The sequence below is a fragment of the Corynebacterium sp. KPL4015 genome (assembly GCF_040225725.1).
Classification (GTDB): Bacteria; Actinomycetota; Actinomycetes; order Mycobacteriales; family Mycobacteriaceae; genus Corynebacterium; species Corynebacterium rhinophilum.
Genome location: NZ_JBEHGF010000002.1, coordinates 20,838 through 35,872, shown reverse-complemented (window position 1 = coordinate 35,872; position 15,035 = coordinate 20,838). Strand labels below are relative to the sequence as shown.

Annotated in this window: 16 protein-coding genes; 5 read left to right on the top strand and 11 right to left on the bottom strand. The window is 58.4% G+C overall.

Going from position 1 to position 15,035, the window contains the following annotated elements; all coding sequences use genetic code 11:
- Positions 1–42: 42 nt before the first annotated feature.
- From ftsL to ABRP64_RS01005, 5 genes are all read right to left on the bottom strand, one after another.
- Positions 43–873, bottom strand: coding sequence for a cell division protein FtsL (gene ftsL, locus ABRP64_RS01025; RefSeq protein WP_349865109.1), 831 nt, complete (start codon positions 871–873; stop codon positions 43–45).
- Positions 870–1,910, bottom strand: a complete 1,041-nt coding sequence (rsmH, locus tag ABRP64_RS01020) for a 16S rRNA (cytosine(1402)-N(4))-methyltransferase RsmH (RefSeq protein WP_284784538.1) — start codon at positions 1,908–1,910, stop codon at positions 870–872. The genes ftsL and rsmH overlap by 4 nt, the downstream gene beginning before the upstream one ends.
- Positions 1,911–2,078: 168 nt before the next feature.
- The gene (mraZ, locus tag ABRP64_RS01015; protein ID WP_034654127.1) at positions 2,079–2,513 is read right to left on the bottom strand and encodes a division/cell wall cluster transcriptional repressor MraZ; all 435 of its coding nucleotides are present in this window, start codon (positions 2,511–2,513) and stop codon (positions 2,079–2,081) included.
- A 441-nt stretch (positions 2,514–2,954) separates the two neighbouring features.
- Positions 2,955–3,356, bottom strand: a complete 402-nt coding sequence (locus tag ABRP64_RS01010; protein ID WP_284784540.1) for a DUF3040 domain-containing protein — start codon at positions 3,354–3,356, stop codon at positions 2,955–2,957.
- A gap of 119 nt (positions 3,357–3,475) precedes the next feature.
- Positions 3,476–3,919 carry an SAV_6107 family HEPN domain-containing protein gene (locus ABRP64_RS01005; RefSeq protein WP_284784541.1) on the bottom strand — a complete coding sequence of 148 codons (444 nt, stop codon included), beginning with the start codon at positions 3,917–3,919 and terminating at the stop codon, positions 3,476–3,478.
- Positions 3,920–4,153: 234 nt separating this feature from the next.
- Here ABRP64_RS01005 and ABRP64_RS01000 point away from each other — a divergent pair, with 234 nt between their 5' ends.
- From ABRP64_RS01000 to ABRP64_RS00990, 3 genes are read left to right on the top strand one after another with little or no spacing between them, the layout of a single operon-like run.
- A complete protein-coding gene (locus ABRP64_RS01000) occupies positions 4,154–4,708 on the top strand; it encodes a GNAT family N-acetyltransferase (RefSeq protein WP_284769506.1) in 555 nt (184 codons plus the stop codon).
- A 51-nt stretch (positions 4,709–4,759) separates the two neighbouring features.
- Positions 4,760–5,839, top strand: coding sequence for a polyprenyl synthetase family protein (locus tag ABRP64_RS00995; RefSeq protein ID WP_284769505.1), 1,080 nt, complete (start codon positions 4,760–4,762; stop codon positions 5,837–5,839).
- Positions 5,840–5,847: 8 nt separating this feature from the next.
- Positions 5,848–7,371, top strand: a complete 1,524-nt coding sequence (locus ABRP64_RS00990; RefSeq protein WP_284783557.1) for an alpha-(1->6)-mannopyranosyltransferase A — start codon at positions 5,848–5,850, stop codon at positions 7,369–7,371.
- Here ABRP64_RS00990 and ABRP64_RS00985 read toward each other — a convergent pair.
- Positions 7,340–7,744, bottom strand: a complete 405-nt coding sequence (locus ABRP64_RS00985) for an Rv2175c family DNA-binding protein (RefSeq protein ID WP_349865108.1) — start codon at positions 7,742–7,744, stop codon at positions 7,340–7,342. The genes ABRP64_RS00990 and ABRP64_RS00985 overlap by 32 nt on opposite strands.
- A 9-nt stretch (positions 7,745–7,753) precedes the next feature.
- Here ABRP64_RS00985 and ABRP64_RS00980 point away from each other — a divergent pair, with 9 nt between their 5' ends.
- Positions 7,754–9,061: a serine/threonine-protein kinase gene (locus tag ABRP64_RS00980; RefSeq protein ID WP_284784542.1), complete on the top strand. Its 1,308-nt coding sequence runs from the start codon at positions 7,754–7,756 to the stop codon at positions 9,059–9,061.
- 6 nt (positions 9,062–9,067) lie between these two features.
- On the opposite strand, the gene ABRP64_RS00975 is transcribed toward ABRP64_RS00980, so the two are convergent.
- Both ABRP64_RS00975 and ABRP64_RS00970 read right to left on the bottom strand, forming a co-directional pair.
- Positions 9,068–10,456 carry a class II 3-deoxy-7-phosphoheptulonate synthase gene (locus tag ABRP64_RS00975; RefSeq protein ID WP_284769502.1) on the bottom strand — a complete coding sequence of 463 codons (1,389 nt, stop codon included), beginning with the start codon at positions 10,454–10,456 and terminating at the stop codon, positions 9,068–9,070.
- Positions 10,457–10,500: 44 nt separating this feature from the next.
- A complete protein-coding gene (locus ABRP64_RS00970; RefSeq protein ID WP_284784644.1) occupies positions 10,501–11,010 on the bottom strand; it encodes a polyadenylate-specific 3'-exoribonuclease AS in 510 nt (169 codons plus the stop codon).
- Between the two features lie 75 nt (positions 11,011–11,085).
- Between ABRP64_RS00970 and ABRP64_RS00965 the strand changes: the two genes are divergently transcribed.
- On the top strand, positions 11,086–12,273 hold the full coding sequence (locus ABRP64_RS00965; RefSeq protein ID WP_349865107.1) for a glycosyltransferase 87 family protein: 1,188 nt from the start codon (positions 11,086–11,088) through the stop codon (positions 12,271–12,273).
- Here the strand turns inward: ABRP64_RS00965 and ABRP64_RS00960 are convergent.
- The 3 genes from ABRP64_RS00960 to ABRP64_RS00950 form a co-directional block, all read right to left on the bottom strand.
- On the bottom strand, positions 12,179–13,273 hold the full coding sequence (locus ABRP64_RS00960) for an acyltransferase family protein (protein ID WP_349865105.1): 1,095 nt from the start codon (positions 13,271–13,273) through the stop codon (positions 12,179–12,181). The two genes, ABRP64_RS00965 and ABRP64_RS00960, sit on opposite strands and share 95 nt — an antisense overlap.
- Positions 13,274–13,335: 62 nt before the next feature.
- A complete protein-coding gene (locus ABRP64_RS00955) occupies positions 13,336–14,076 on the bottom strand; it encodes a lysophospholipid acyltransferase family protein (protein ID WP_284769499.1) in 741 nt (246 codons plus the stop codon).
- 23 nt (positions 14,077–14,099) lie between these two features.
- Positions 14,100–15,035: an ROK family protein gene (locus tag ABRP64_RS00950; protein WP_284769498.1), complete on the bottom strand. Its 936-nt coding sequence runs from the start codon at positions 15,033–15,035 to the stop codon at positions 14,100–14,102.

The following is a 15,035-nucleotide window of genomic DNA, read 5'->3' as shown; positions in this document are numbered from 1 at the left end:
CCACGCGCGAGCACAGAGAATTTCACCACTTATTCTGTCCGTTTAATCGGCCTGGCTGGTGTACGGCGCGCGGGCGGGAAGGTTGGGGCGACTATCGCTGGCGTTATCGCGGTTTTCGTCGTCATCGCTGCCACGGTGCTCATCCCGGTTCTCGTCCGCATCGTTGCCGCGGGCATGTTGCTGCTGTCCGCGCGGCACAGCGTTGAGGGAATCAGACATCCCCTCCGTATCCTTTGGATCGCTCGAGGCTTGGCCCGGGCGGATGGGTTCACCGTTGACATCGATAAGCTTTTCCGTATCCGGGGTGCCTTCGCGCTTGGCGATGATCTCTCCATCCCCGCCTACCTCAGTCACGCCGGGTTGCTTGGGCACTGCCATGCCCAATTCATCCGCGCGGCGGGCAATATCAGCCGAGGAGCTCAAGTTTTCGGCGTCCCGATTCAGCGATTCAATCTGATTATCCAACTGCGATTCCTGCACCGTCAGCTGCTGGATTTTAAACGTCTGTGAGGTGGACAAACCAGAGAGCCACATGGCCAGCACTACCCCGCCAATGAGCAAGGTAACGGCCAAGACGGCAACTCGGACAAAAGCGTTATTCTGCTTCGTCTGCTGTTGCAGCCGCCGGCCGCGGAAGCTGACGACCTGCTTCGAACCAAGCCGGTTCGGCCCGCGGTGCGGCACCCGGGTACGGCTAGGGGCCGTGCGGCGCGCCGTTTTGCCAGTGGTCCTGGTGGAGGTGCGCTCGCGCACTGCGGTCGGCGCTCCCGTATCGATTCCGGTGGTGAAGTCTCGGCTGGCGCCCATGCTGCGAGTGGCCTCCCTGTCGCGGCTATCCGTTAAGTGCTGGTTTCGGCGTGGGATAGTGCTCATTTCTTGCCTCCCGGGGTTAAAAATTCTGGCGTGCCTTCAAGCCGTTCTAGGGCGCGCACGCGCACCGACGCGGCGCGGGAATTTTCTTCTACTTCCGCCTGAGATGCCTTTTCGGCCCCACGGGTAACCGTGGCGAATTCCGGTGCGGTACCCGGCAGGTCCATCGGCAAGCCGGCAGGCGTAGTGGACGTAGAAAGGTCCTTGAATGCCGCTTTTACGAGGCGGTCTTCTAAGGACTGGTAGCTCATAAAGACCGCGCGCGCCCCAATGGAAAGCGCATTTGTAATAACGGGAAGCACATTTTCAATGGCCTCCAACTCGCGGTTGACCTCTACCCGCAGCGCTTGGAATGTGCGCTTTGCGGGATGCCCACCCGTGCGGCGCGTTGCCGCCGGAATGGTCGAGTAAAGAAGCTCAACCAGTCGGCCCGAGGTGCTAAAAGGTTCCTTCTCGCGCTCCTTGAGCACGGCGGAGGCAATCTTGCCCGCGAAGCGCTCGTCACCATAGGTCTTAAGAATCCGCGCCAAGTCCCCGTGCGAATACGTATTGAGTACGTCAGCGGCGGTAAGTCCATGGCTCGGATCCATCCGCATATCCAGCGGCGCATCCGTCTTATAGGCAAAGCCGCGCTCTGCTTGATCCAGCTGCATGGAAGAAACACCCAAATCAAAGAGGGCTCCCGCAATACCGTGGGCGCGGGCAGCTTCAAAGATATCGCCCTCGCCCTGGGCAATGGCGGTGCCGAGCTCATCGAAGCGAGCATTAACCGCGCAAAAACGCGGGCCGAAGGCCTCTAGCCTGGCCGAAGCATTGCGCAATGCCTGCTCATCGCGATCCACACCGATAACGCGCGCCTGCGGAAAGGTCTGGAGGAAGTACTCGCTGTGGCCGCCGGCGCCCAAGGTGGCATCGACAAGCACAGCCTGCGAGCCCGCATCCTCTACCCCGGGGCGCAGGAGCTCTGCCATGCGCTCGCGCATGACCGGCACATGGCCGTGGTTATCCGCCACATCGTAATTAAGGTCAGTTGTAGCCATGTCTCCCCGCGTCCCCCTTTCTTATTTCCGCTGTGCAGGACTTCCTATCGTGGAAAGCACGACGAGTGCATATAGGGCCCTGTCCGAGGCAGGTTTCTGATATCGGGGAAGTACACCAGAATCATCCGCCTCGGACAGAGTCCTTACACGCACTCGAGATGCGGGCTTCTACAGCAAGCCCGCAAGTACGTCATCGGCATCTGCTGCCGAATAAGCATCTTCAGTTTGCGATTGATACTCAGCCCACGCGGCTGCATCCCAAATTTCAAGGAAATCTACCGAGCCAACCACCACGCACTCTTTGGACAAGCCCGCGTACTCACGGTGGCCTGCGGACAAGGTGATGCGACCATGCCCGTCGGGCCGCTGTTCGTCCGCACTTGCCGCCAAGTTACGAATGAAAGCGCGTGCTTCCGGATTGGTTCGAGAAACCGCCGCAGCCTTCCGTGCGCGTTCGGCGAACTCTTCGCGCGGGTACACGGCCAAAGAATGGTCTTGCCCCTTAGTGACCATCAGGCCACCTGCGAGTTCATCACGAAATTTTGCAGGAAGCGTTAAGCGCCCTTTGTCATCAAGTTTCGGAGTGTAGGTTCCGAGAAACATCCCGGCGTCCACCTTCCTCACTCGACAACTCCGGATTCCCTCACGTCAGAAGAGAGTTTTTCAACCCCATTCCTCCGCTGCGCCCCACTCTACCCCACTTTCCCCCACATGCCCCACTTAAATCGCTATATTCTTAATAACTCAAAACGTATGTGCAGTTAAAAGGGTGTTTTTACGGTGGGCAGATTTCCCGCGCTCCACCTTGACAACCCCGGAGATCCACCCCTTTAATCCCACCTACAACATCAAAATTACTTCACCCCATACACCACTTACAGCGCATTGCCTGCATAGAGCCCAGGTATTTCCCCCTCCAGCGCCCATAATCCCCCACCGCACCGCAGTTTTGGTAAGAAGGTGGGGCAAAGTGGGAAATTTTGGTGAGCCATAAAAAATCCCCAGCCACCCTTTATGGTGACTGGGGAAATGAAAAGTTCGCGGTTAGCTCTCCTCAAAGCGCCGACGGAAGTTTTCTTCCAGCTTGCTGCCTACTCCATTACTACGGGATGACGCTGCCTTCTTTGTCCGCCCATTAGTGGACTTTTTCTTTCCTGTGCTAGCGGGCTGGTCGCCACGAAGCATCCACACACCAGAGGCAAACATGACAAGGAATCCGGCGATGGACAGCGCAATAAACCACAAGTTTTGCTGCGCCAAGGCCACGCCGCCGACGAGCATGCACAGACCAACCACGATGAGCGCAACCCCACGCAGGGTAAAAGCGCCGCCGGAACCGCCGATCGAGGTAGATTCAGACACAGAAGCGCCAAATTTAGGATCGTCCGCTAATAACGATTCCTCTATTTCACGGAGCGTGCGTTGCTCCTGTTCAGAAAGAGACACTTTTCCTCCAACTAGGGACTGGGCTTCGGCCGATATATCTTCTACCAATACTAACGTCCAGAGTAACCAGTATGTTCCCCAAAAGGTAGTTATTCCTCTCAGCAGTGATTATGCCGCGGTTATGCCGCAAAAGAGCCCAGAATTGTCTCGGCTTCACTCTCATCTAAAAACTGCGCTGCCTGCTGCATTAATCCGTAGACATACTCCTCATCCGGAGTTGCATCCAGGCCAGATGCAACCCGGGCGCGAGTGCGAGAATAGGACTTGAAAGCCTCCGCCCACTGCTTTTCTTCGGCCCCGATTAGAGCCAAGCGATCCCACGCGCTCGTTGGCAGGCGCCGGCGACGAGAGACCACCGATACCGCTACCCGCGCGCCAGCCGTACGCAATGCAGACTGATAGGCCACCTCTAACGCCTGATCAAAGCGACCCTCCGCCGCGTAGCTTCTCGCCTGATCTAAAAGCTCGCGGGCTTGAAATAAAAAGTGTGCCCGCTTCGCACCCCGCTTACCAGTGAAGCGACCGGTAGTGCGGGACTGCGTTGCCGAAATAATCTGTGCCATTGTTTTTCTCCTGTAGTGCGCCAATAACTAACCGTGTTCGACTGCCGTTGACTTTAAGCAGCCGACTGGACATCTAGTTTCTATTATAGGTCACTTGTTCGAATCATTCAAGAGTTTTACCAGCCATACCTCTCTGCGTATCGAACATTGTTCGATAGTTTTTAATGTTCGATGGAATAACCCCACCCCACCCTCGTCCGCCGGTAGCCGCACGTATCTGGTGAGATAGATACCGTGAGTTTCGAAATCCGCCGCTTAACCCCGCAAGAATTCTCAATGTTGTCTCCTCAGCTCGTGGAGATATACATCGAGGCCATGGGATATGACCCGGTCACGTTTTCGCGCAGTGTTGACCATTGGCGGGCGGATTCCATGCGCCCAGGGTTTACAGCGCTTATCGCCACGCATGACAACGGCGTCGTGGGCGTGGCATATGGATTTTTGGGATCACCGGATAGCTGGTGGGATTCCGAGCTGCGCCGAGCCCTGCGCCGAAATGGCGGCCCAACGGAGTCCGAATGGCGCATGCTGCGCAATTACTTTGAAGTAGCCGAAGTACACGTGCTACCGGCCTTTCAAGGACACGGTTTAGGCAGGCAGCTACTTAAAGGGCTGCTGTGGAATATCCCTGCCCAATACGCTTTATTATCAACACCGGAGGCGCCACAGGAAGCCAACGGGGCGTTTCGCCTCTACCGGTCTGTGGGCTTCTTTGATGTCGTGCGTCACCATCGCTACCCCGCGGATCCCCGGCCCTTCGCCATTTTGGGAGTGAGCCTGCCGCTATAAACCTGCGTTATTTCTTCTTGGCCCTAGGCGGTATCGTGTGGAGGTGTGACTATGACGAATATTCCTGAGCTTGCGGATATCCCCGGCGCGGTGCGCGAAAAACTGGCCATCTTCTTGGATCAGCGCCGGGATCACGTGGCAGAGATCGGCGCCCCGGTCAGTACCGCCATGAGCTTCTTGGAATCATTCGTCCTCGATGGCGGAAAAAGAATGCGCCCCATGTATGCGTGGGCGGGTTACCTCGCCGCAGGCCGCGGCTCGGAATCCCCTGAGGCCATGCTGCGCGCGGCGTCCTCGCTGGAGTTTATCCAGGCCTGCGCACTTATCCACGATGACATCATTGACGCGTCGAATACCCGGCGCGGGAAACCAACGGTGCATCGGGAAGCAGAGCGCCTCCACCGGGAATCTGATTTCTTAGGGGATCCGGAATTCTTTGGTACGTCGGTCGCCATCTTGGTGGGTGATTTTGCGCTGGTCTATGCCGAGGATATGTTTCAGGATTCTGGGCTCAGCTCGGAGGCGTTGCAACGTGCACGCGGGCCTTGGCGTGGAATGCGCACCGAGGTTTTGGGCGGCCAATTGCTCGATATTTCCCTCGAGGCAGCCGGTTCCGAATCCGTGGCGCTGAGCAATTCCGTCAATCGCTATAAAACCGCCGCCTATACCATCGAGCGGCCCCTGCATTTGGGCGCTGCCATCGCGGGTGCGAGCGAAGAGTTAATCTCGGCTTTCCGCGGCTATGGGCACGATATCGGCATTGCTTATCAGCTGCGCGATGACCAATTGGGAGTTTTTGGGGATCCTGCGATCACCGGCAAGCCCGCTGGGGACGATCTACGGGAAGGCAAGCGCACGGAGCTTCTCGCCCTAGCGCTACAGCGCGCCGATGAACGCGATCCCAGCGCCGCCGCTACCCTGCGGAAATTCATCGGCCGCACCTCCGATCCGCAGGACTTGCTGCGCCTATCCCAAATCATTGCGGATTCCGGCGCCCCCGATGAGATTGAGCGCCGCATTACCGCGTTGACGGAATCCGGGTTGGCTCATCTGCGTGCGGCACATGTGGATCCGCAGATTACGGAAACACTAGAGCACCTAGCCATTCAGGCGACGACGCGACAAAAGTAGGTATCACTGTGGCCAAAACCTACTCCTTGCCAGTCCCCCGCGCGCTCCCGCTGGGCCTCGTGGCCTCGTGCATACTTCTTTTTTCGTCTTTTTCTGGCGGCTCGACCCGCAATCGCGGCGGCGTGCTCGAAGCGCTCAATATCGGCTTCTTATCGTATGGTCACGGGCGCAACCTCGGGTTGGTGCTGTATTGGGTGGGCATTTTCCTCCTCGCCGCCGCCTGGGTGCTTGCCGGGCGCATGATTATTCGCCGGCAGCTTAAGCACCCGCGCCCGGAGGGAGGGGTGCGCGAGTTACAACGCATTCTTATCGCATGGGTCACCCCGCTGCTTTTCGCCGGCCCCATGGCTTCCAGGGACGTGTATTCCTACCTCATGCAGGGCGCCATGGTGCGCGACGGGTTCGACCCATATACCGAGGGCGCCGCCATCAACCCTGGGCCCTTCCTGCTGGAGGTCTCGCAAGATTGGCGCAATACCACCACCCCGTACGGGCCACTGCACCTGTGGATTGGCAAGATCGTCACCACCGTCGTGGGCGATAACGTCACTGCCGGGATCATCATCTATAAGCTGCTTTCACTATCAGGCTTTGTCCTCATTGCGTGGACGGTGCCGCGCATTGCCCGAAAGCTCGGCGCGGATCCGGCGGTCGCGCTGTGGATTGGCGTTGCCAACCCGGTCATCATCTTGCACCTTATCGGTGGCATGCACAATGAATCCCTCATGGTTGGCCTCGTGTCCTTGGGGCTATTGGCCGCGCTGCACCAGCGCTTCCACGCCGCGTTGCTGTTAGTCGGTACGGCGGTGGCAATGAAGGCTACCGCGATCTTCGCCGCCCCCTTCATCGTCTGGCTCATGGTGCACCGCTACGCGCCTCAGGGTTCTACCGTGGTGCGCACGGCAGTAGCCTTCTTCTGCTCAAGCGTCATCGCGGCCGTGGAAATCATCGCCACGGTAGCGCTTATTACTTGGGGCTCCGGCACCTCATGGGGGTGGCTTTCCCAGGTCAGCGGCAACTCCAAGGTGATTAACCCCTTGGCGGGGCCGACATTGGCCGCAGACATCATCGTTCCCGCGGTCCACATTTTTGATCCGGACGCCTCCTATAACGCCATCTTGGGCGTTCTGCGCACGATCGCGATGGTATGCATGCTCATCGGCTTAGTCATCGTGTGGTGGCTAAGCCGACATACTGTCCGCGATGCCATTATGGGCACCGCGGCGGCCTACCAAGTTGCCTTCGTATTCAACTCGGTGACCCTGCCGTGGTACTACGCCTCCATCTTTACGCTCATGGGCACCTTCCGCCCGCCGCTGTGGCTGCTGAAGTTTACCTCTGGCGTAGCGTTATTTATCAGCTTGAGCTTTTCCGGCGACGGCAACCACCAGCTCTATAACTGGTTCTGGGTCATCGGCCTCATCGTTGTGTCCTGGTCCGCAACGCAGTGGATGTTCGATGGCATTGGGCACAAAGGCCCTCAACTGCCCACACGCAGGGCTAAAAAGCAGACGCCTGAGCCCGCCGAATAACCTCGCGCGCCAGGTGCCCGTGCAAGGCGTCAATGGCCCGGCCAGGCAGGGAGTCATCTGCGGTAAATAGGTGGCGCAGGATTTCCTCGTCGTCATAGCCGCCATCGGTAAGCACGGTAATAACGCCGGTGACATGCTTGGCGATGCTCCCCTTGTCATTGAAGAATGCCAGCGGCACACGCTTGCCTTCGGGCGAGTCCCAGACAATGAATTTGCGGTCCTGGAGCAGGTCATAGGCGCGCGTGATGGGAAGACCTAGCTTGTCTGCCACCTGCTGCATGCTGAGCAGCTCTTCGCCGGCCAATAAGGAATTCAGGGAATTTTCTGCATTAGTCACGCCACCTACTTTAACGCGCCCTAGTGGATCGGCCATACTGGGAGTATGACTAGGTTGGAAATTGGTGACGTGTTGGAAGACCGTTACCGCATCGATCGCCCCATCGCCCGCGGCGGTATGTCTACCGTCTATCGCTGCGTGGATATGCGCTTGGGCCGCCAAGTGGCCGCAAAGGTCATGGATGAGCGCTATGACGATGACCCGGTTTTTATCAAGCGCTTTTCCCGCGAGGCCCGCGCGATGGCGCGGTTGCAACACCCCAACCTCGTGGCCATTCATGATTTTTCCGCCGATGGCGAGCCCATTTACCTCATCATGGAGCTTATCGATGGCGGCACCCTGCGCGAGCTGCTTGCCGAAGGCGGCCCGCTGACCGTCCCTGCCGCATTATCGACCCTGCGCAGCGTGCTCCAAGGCCTGACCGAGGTACACTCTACAGGGCTTATCCACCGCGATATTAAACCCGACAACGTGCTCATTACCTCGCATCACCGGGTGAAATTGGGCGATTTCGGCCTGGTGCGTGCGAGGAATGCGCAAGCGACCTCGAATATGATCGTCGGCACCGTTTCATATTTGGCGCCGGAACAGGTCACCGGTGAGGATATAACCCCCGCCACCGACGTGTATTCCGCCGGTATTGTGCTATTTGAACTCTTGACTGGAACCGTGCCCTTCTCCGGGGATACCCCGATCGCGCACGCCACCGCTCGCCTATATGCGGATGTTCCCGCCCCATCCACGCGTGGTGAGGACGTGCCCAAGCTTGTCGATGCCCTCGTGGCCACCGCCACTGCCCGCGATCCCCGCGAGCGCTTTGCCGATGCCGAGGAATTTTTGGATGCCCTCGAGGACATTTGCCGGGAATTGGATCTGCCCACGGTAACCATCCCGGTCCCCCGCAACGCCGCTGCCGCGCGCACCGCACAAACGCCCACTGACTATTCCGGCATCGGCGCCACGGATGTATTTGAGCCCACGCGGACCATCCCGCAGGGCGCCACCGAGCACTTGGACGGCGGGCCCACCGAGGTTATTCCTCCCGAGCCGGATCCGCAGCAGCCGGACTTTGAAACGCGCCTCGATGTGCCCAAGGCACCGGTCCCCCCGGAGCCGCCACTGCCGCCTGCTCCAGCAGCACCCGCTGCGGGCGTGGGGGAAGCGCATTCTCCTGTACAAGCCCCCGCGCAGGTGGCAGAAGAAGAACCCGCTGAGCGGCCGCTAACCAATCGCCATCCTGCATCACTGCTGGTCTTTCTCCTCGCAGTGGTGGTGGCAACCGGTGCGGTCGCTATCAGCGGGTGGTGGTTTGGTTCCTCCTATTACGAAGGAACTCCTTCCCTCTGGGTCTAGTGGGAGCTAGTTCCGCAGCATCTCTGCGATGAGGAAGGAAAGCTCGAGGGACTGTTGCGTGTTCAGGCGCGGATCGACGGCGGATTCATAGCGGCCCGGCAGATCTAGGTCGGTGATGTCCTCGGCGCCGCCGAGACATTCCGTGACATCTTCGCCGGTGAACTCGAGGTGCACGCCGCCCGGGTGGGTGCCCAAATCGCGGTGTACCTCGAAGAAGCCCTGCACCTCGTCGACGATCTTGTCAAAGTGGCGGGTCTTGTACCCGTTGGACGAGGTAAAGGTATTGCCGTGCATGGGGTCGGACTGCCACACCACGGTGTGCCCGGAGTCTTCGACGGCCTTGATGATGGGTGGCAACACGCTGCGGACCTTATCGTGCCCCATGCGGGAGATGATGGTCAAGCGGCCGGGCTCGCGGTTGGGATCCAACTTTTCGGCATATTCCACGGCCTGCTCAGGCGTGGCGCCAGGACCAAGCTTGATGCCCACCGGGTTGCCGATCATGGCGGCGAAGTTGACGTGGAAGTCATCCAGACCACGCGTGCGCTCACCAATCCACACTTGGTGCGCGGACAGGTCATAAAGCTTGGTATCACCATTATCGTCTTGGCCCAAGCGCAGCATGGAACGCTCGTAATCCTTCAACAGCGCCTCGTGTGAACAGTAAATATCCGCCGAGTGCAAGGTGGAATCCTGCACGCCGCAGGCATTCATGAATTTCAGGCCGTTTTCAATCTCGCGGGCCAGATCCTGGTAGCGGGCACCGGCGCGCGATTTACGGACGAACTCCCGGTTCCATTCGTGCAGGCGGTACAGGTCAGCGGTGCCGGAGGAGGTCAAAGAGCGTACCAAGTTCATGGCCGCGGAAGAGTTAGCGTAGGCGCGGATCATGCGTGCCGGGTCATGACGGCGATCCTCATCGGTGGGTTCCACGCCATTGACAATGTCCCCACGGTAATTCAACAAGCCATTCGCGTCCGTATCCGAAGAACGCGGCTTCGCATACTGCCCAGCAATGCGACCCAGCTTCACCACTGGAACGGAAGCACCATAGGTCAAGACGACGGCCATCTGCAGTAAGGTTTTGACGTTGCCGCGAATATGCGGTTCGGTATTCGATTCAAAGGTCTCGGCGCAATCGCCGCCTTGCAGGAGGAAAGCGTTTCCTAGTGCGACATCGGCAAGCTGCCGCTTGAGCTTCTCAATCTCCGGGGCAACCACGATGGGCGGCACCGACTCGAGAATCTTGCGCACGTTATCGGCTTGGGTGGGATCCCAACTAGGCTGTTGCTTTGCGTCACGCTTGATGACGTCCTGGAAGACCTCCTCAATGCCCTCTGGCAATGGTGGAAGATCAGGCAGAACACTTTGCGGAATATCTACTGTCCAACTCACTCTTCCATTTAACCATTTACTGCCTGTCGATTGGTAGTTAACTGCTAGAAATTGATTCTATTCCCCTTGGACAAGGGCAAGACCTCGGTGCAGGCGCGGAATTTAGCGAGGTTATGGCGGGCATCGACAAGCGCATCGTGATTGCCCTTAGGCACGGCCGGCAAGCTGGGGCGGCCGGCGAACTCCCACAGCTGCTTCAACTCGCGGGTATAGCGCGGCAGGCGCTTGGGCAAGCTCGCCATATCGCCCCACAGCTGCGCCAAGACCACGTGGTCATACGCGCCGACCCAAGCCCACAATTCAATTGGCGTAGAGCTGCGCGTGAGAAACTCCAGGATTTCCGTGCGGATGGTGCGGGCCGGCTTCCATGCAGAATCCTGGGGGCTGGGCAGCTTAGCCAACACGTTTTCCTTGACCCAAGAATTGGCCTTAGACGGGTCAAAATCCGTGGATACGGCATAATATTCACTTCCGTTTTCACCGACGATGCCGATGGAGACCAATTCAATGGTCTTGCCATCCTCGATAAATTCGGTGTCATAGAAGTAACGCACGTTTCCCAAGCCTAGCGCTGCGGCGATGGGCGCGGGAAATTGGCCCCACGATCGCGCCACTGTAAAATTTTGCGGGTGAGCAGAACCGATAATAAAGCCCTGTGGATCACCGCCCTCCCCCTAATCCTGTCTGCGCTCGCGGCGCTGTGGTGGATTATCGATATTCCTGCGTTATTCTCGGGCGAGCTTCGTGCCTTTTACCACATTGACCTCAATGTTTACCGCGAAGGCGGGGCAGGTTTCGGCAGCGATCTTTATGATCGTGACTATTTCGTAGGCACTGACCGCAACTTTTCCCTGCCTTTTACCTACCCACCGTTTGCGGCCCTGCTCTTCGCCCCTCTGCAGTGGATCCCCCTCACCGCTGCCGCCGTGGTAGTCACGGTCCTCTCCGTACTCGCATTGTGGGTGTGCATTGCGCTGGTATTGCGCTCCCTCAACTGCCAGGAATGGGCGGCTTGGGGGCTTTTTGCCGCCATGCTGGCCGAGCCGATTACGCAGACCTTTAGTTTTGGTCAGATCAATATCCTGCTGACCGCACTAGTGGTCATTGATTTGCTGTGGGTGAAAAAGGCCCGTGGCATCCTGACCGGCATCGCCATTGCTATCAAGCTCACTCCCGCCGTCTTTTTAGCCGTCTTCTTCGTCCGCCGCGAATGGAAGGCCTTCTTTACCACCCTGGGATCCTTCGTAGCCGCTGGCCTCATAGCCTTCGCCGCCAATCCGCATAGCTCGATTGAGTATTGGACCTCCACCTTGCGGGATTCCGAACGCATCGGCGGCCTAGCCTATAGCGCCAACCAGTCCTTGCGCGGCTTGTTTACCCGCCTTAGCCCCGATAACGCTGAAACTCTGTGGCTCATTGGCGTTATCGTCGTCATTGCAATTGTGTGGTTTGCCATGGAGCGCCTTTCCCACGGCAATCAGGTCGTGCTCATGCTGCTGGCGGCGTCTGTGTCGCTGCTGTGCTCCCCCGTATCGTGGTCACACCACTTCACCTGGCTGGTATTAGCGGGCGTCTACTTGGTTGCCAGCCGCCGCTGGATCCTAGCGGCACTCACTTGGCTGGCGCTATTTGCCCGCGGCCACTGGAAAGTTCCGCATACCGAAGACCAAGAACTGGACTGGACGTGGTGGCAGCACATCGTTGGCAATGACTACGTCATCATTACCGTGTTGTTGGTTGCTTGTTCGCTACTATCGGCTCTACGGCGGGGCGGCGCCTACCGATCCGCGGCGGAACCAGTGTCCAGCCAAGGATAGGGACCTTCCCCAGCGCCCACAGTGCAAGCGAAGAAATAGCCGTAAAGATAAAGCACATAGCGATCCAAAACCACGTGTTTTCCAGCGGCCACGTCCCCGCCAAAGACACGACATAATCGTGATGCGCCATGTAGTACCCGTAGCCCACCGTCAAGCCAATAGGGTGCGACAAATAAATCGGTAGCGTGTGCCGTCCGACGAACTTCACGCCTTCTGCAATCCACGGAATGTGGCTAATGAGCACGGCGCCGATAATGCCCGCCGGCACCTCCAGTGCCTGTTCCACGAGGCGCACTAATAAGTTGACATCTCCCCAACCTAAAAAGTCCGCGCCCAGCAGGGGCCAGTTAAAAGCAACATCAGCATCGTTGCCATCCCACACGTGGCGCAGGGCCAGGCCTGCACAATAAGCGCCGACGGCCGCGGCATACGCTCCAACACTGCGCATACTCCACGAGCCGCGGAATATCTCTTCTGCCGCAGCAGCAAAACGCGTGATTGGCTCGCGAAGAAAGGCGGCGCCTACGAAGATGGGAAGGAACATAATGGCCTTGCCAATAAACTGAAACTGTTCCTGCCACGCAATAAAAAGCACGGGAGTAAAGCTCAGGCCGATTCCTGCCCACGCCGGTAAAGCACGCACACACCACAAAAATAAATTGAACAAAATGAGCGCGTGGATAAACCACGCCATCGTATGGCCAAGGAAAAGATTTTGCAGCATCTCGGCCATACCCATGGAGGAGTCACCGAAAAGCCACCGGTATTCCAGCTGTTTGGTCATATGCTCTACGGACATCCACACCAAATATGGGATGAGGAAAAACCAGAGCCGGCGGGTAAATAACTCCGCGAAACTGTAACGAAAGACTTTATAAGAGAAGTAGCCGGAGACCAGAAAGAACAGGGGAAGGCGCAGGGGGTCGAGAAAGGTATTGAGAGTTGCTAGCCACGTTTGTTCGGCTCCTGGCACCTTCAGCGTGATGTGTAGGAGCACCACGCCGATGATAGAAATTCCTTTTGCGGTATCCGGCCACGCTAAGCGGGCCTGAGGAATTGTAATTACCTCCCTTTAATCTCCGCACCGGCGGGGTATCCGTGGCCGGCCTTTAATGATTCCTTTACATCAGCCGCATAGACATCCACATAGGGATTGCCGGAGAGCTCGGCTAGTGTCCCCATGACCATGTCCGTGAACGCTCGAATGGTCTCGTGCTGCTGCGGATCCATGCCGTGCTCGCGCGCCCAATCGTGCGGGTAAATGGGATCTCCCACGCGCATCCCCACCTTGGCGGGACGGACAATCCACGAGCCGATTGGGTTAGCCTTGCGAGAATTGATCATAACGACGGGGTAGACCGGCTGATTGGTCTCCATGGCAATGCGCCCCATCCCGGTACGCCCCTTGTATACACGCCCATCTGGAGACCGCGTTCCCTCTGGGTAGATACCAAAGAGATCACCGCGCCCCAAAATCTTCCGTGCGGTCTCGAGCATGGCCTCCCCCGCTGATTCATGATCCCGCTCAATGGGAACTTGCCCGACGGAGCTAAAGAACCACTTCTGCATGCCGCCCACGAGGCCGGGGGTGGTGAAATACTCCGCCTTGGCCAAAAAAGTAATTTGGCGCGGGCACAGCAGGGGGAAGAAGAAGGAATCCATCACCGCTTGGTGGTTGGACACCAAAATCGCGGGCCCCTCAGCAGGGATTTTTTCCATCCCTTCTGACCAAGGGCGGTTCCATACACGCAGGGCGGGCCCGAAAAAGATGTGCTTAAACGCCCAGTACCATTTGTTTTTCATCTCCAGCTCGTCCTTCGCTCATTCTAGTGGCCGCGGCGGGCCAGGTCAGCTACGCCAATCATACCTGCTGCCGAGCCCAATTCCGCGGTTGCAACGCGAGCAAGGGGGCGATGCCCAGCGCCGACTATATCCCGGCCCATGGCAGCGGTGGCTTCCTCTAAGTACATATCCGCATCTTGGGACACGCCGCCGCCAATGACAATGAGCTCCGGATCAAGCACATCAGCCACGATGGATAGGCCTTGGCCCAACCACTGCCCAAAGTTCTCCATTACCGCAACACCAAGTGGGTCTCCCCCACGTGCCGCGCGTGCAACCTGCTCACCGGTGGGATACGGCGGCAAGGAGGTCTCATCATAGTTTGGGCGCAGTTCGCGCGCGGTATCCGGCAGGGCCGTGCCAGAGGCATAGCGCTCCAAGCAGCCCCGTTTGCCACACGAGCACTGCCTGCCATTGGGAACCACAACGATATGACCAAATTCCGGAGCAGTTCCAAACGCGCCGCGGTAGATGGTGTCGTGGGTCATCAAGGTAGCGCCAATGCCGGTGCCGACCGCAAAAAATACCCAATCCTTCGCGCCGCGCCCCGCGCCAAAGCGCCATTCTCCCCAAGCGGCGGAGTTGGCATCATGCTCCAACCGGACATGCAGCCCCAAGCGCTCCGCAAGGTTTTTCCGGACGGGCGCATTCCGCCACGGAAGATGCGGGGCGAAGCGGACGGTCTCACACTCTGGATCCAAAAATCCCGCAACAGCAAGGCCCACCGCACCCACGGGATAGTCTGCGCGCAGCTCCTCGACGATTGCTACCAGGTCATCATCAAGTTGGCGCGGGTCGCCCGAGGTTGGCATGGTGCGACTCGCGAGGATGTCCCCGTCTCGAGTAATTACTCCACCGCGCACATTGGTGCCACCGACATCGAAGCCGATAGTAAGATCGGCGGAGTTGTTTTCAAGCAT

Coding starts and splice junctions, on each gene's coding strand:
- ABRP64_RS00980 (WP_284784542.1), top strand. CDS start 7,754: ATGACTAGGTTGGAAATTGGTGACGTGTTGGAAGACCGTTACCGCATC.
- rsmH (WP_284784538.1), bottom strand. CDS start 1,910: ATGGCTACAACTGACCTTAATTACGATGTGGCGGATAACCACGGCCAT.
- ABRP64_RS00985 (WP_349865108.1), bottom strand. CDS start 7,744: ATGGCCGATCCACTAGGGCGCGTTAAAGTAGGTGGCGTGACTAATGCA.
- ABRP64_RS00950 (WP_284769498.1), bottom strand. CDS start 15,035: ATGCTTGAAAACAACTCCGCCGATCTTACTATCGGCTTCGATGTCGGT.
- ABRP64_RS00995 (WP_284769505.1), top strand. CDS start 4,760: ATGACGAATATTCCTGAGCTTGCGGATATCCCCGGCGCGGTGCGCGAA.
- mraZ (WP_034654127.1), bottom strand. CDS start 2,513: ATGTTTCTCGGAACCTACACTCCGAAACTTGATGACAAAGGGCGCTTA.
- ABRP64_RS01005 (WP_284784541.1), bottom strand. CDS start 3,919: ATGGCACAGATTATTTCGGCAACGCAGTCCCGCACTACCGGTCGCTTC.
- ftsL (WP_349865109.1), bottom strand. CDS start 873: ATGAGCACTATCCCACGCCGAAACCAGCACTTAACGGATAGCCGCGAC.
- ABRP64_RS00955 (WP_284769499.1), bottom strand. CDS start 14,076: ATGAAAAACAAATGGTACTGGGCGTTTAAGCACATCTTTTTCGGGCCC.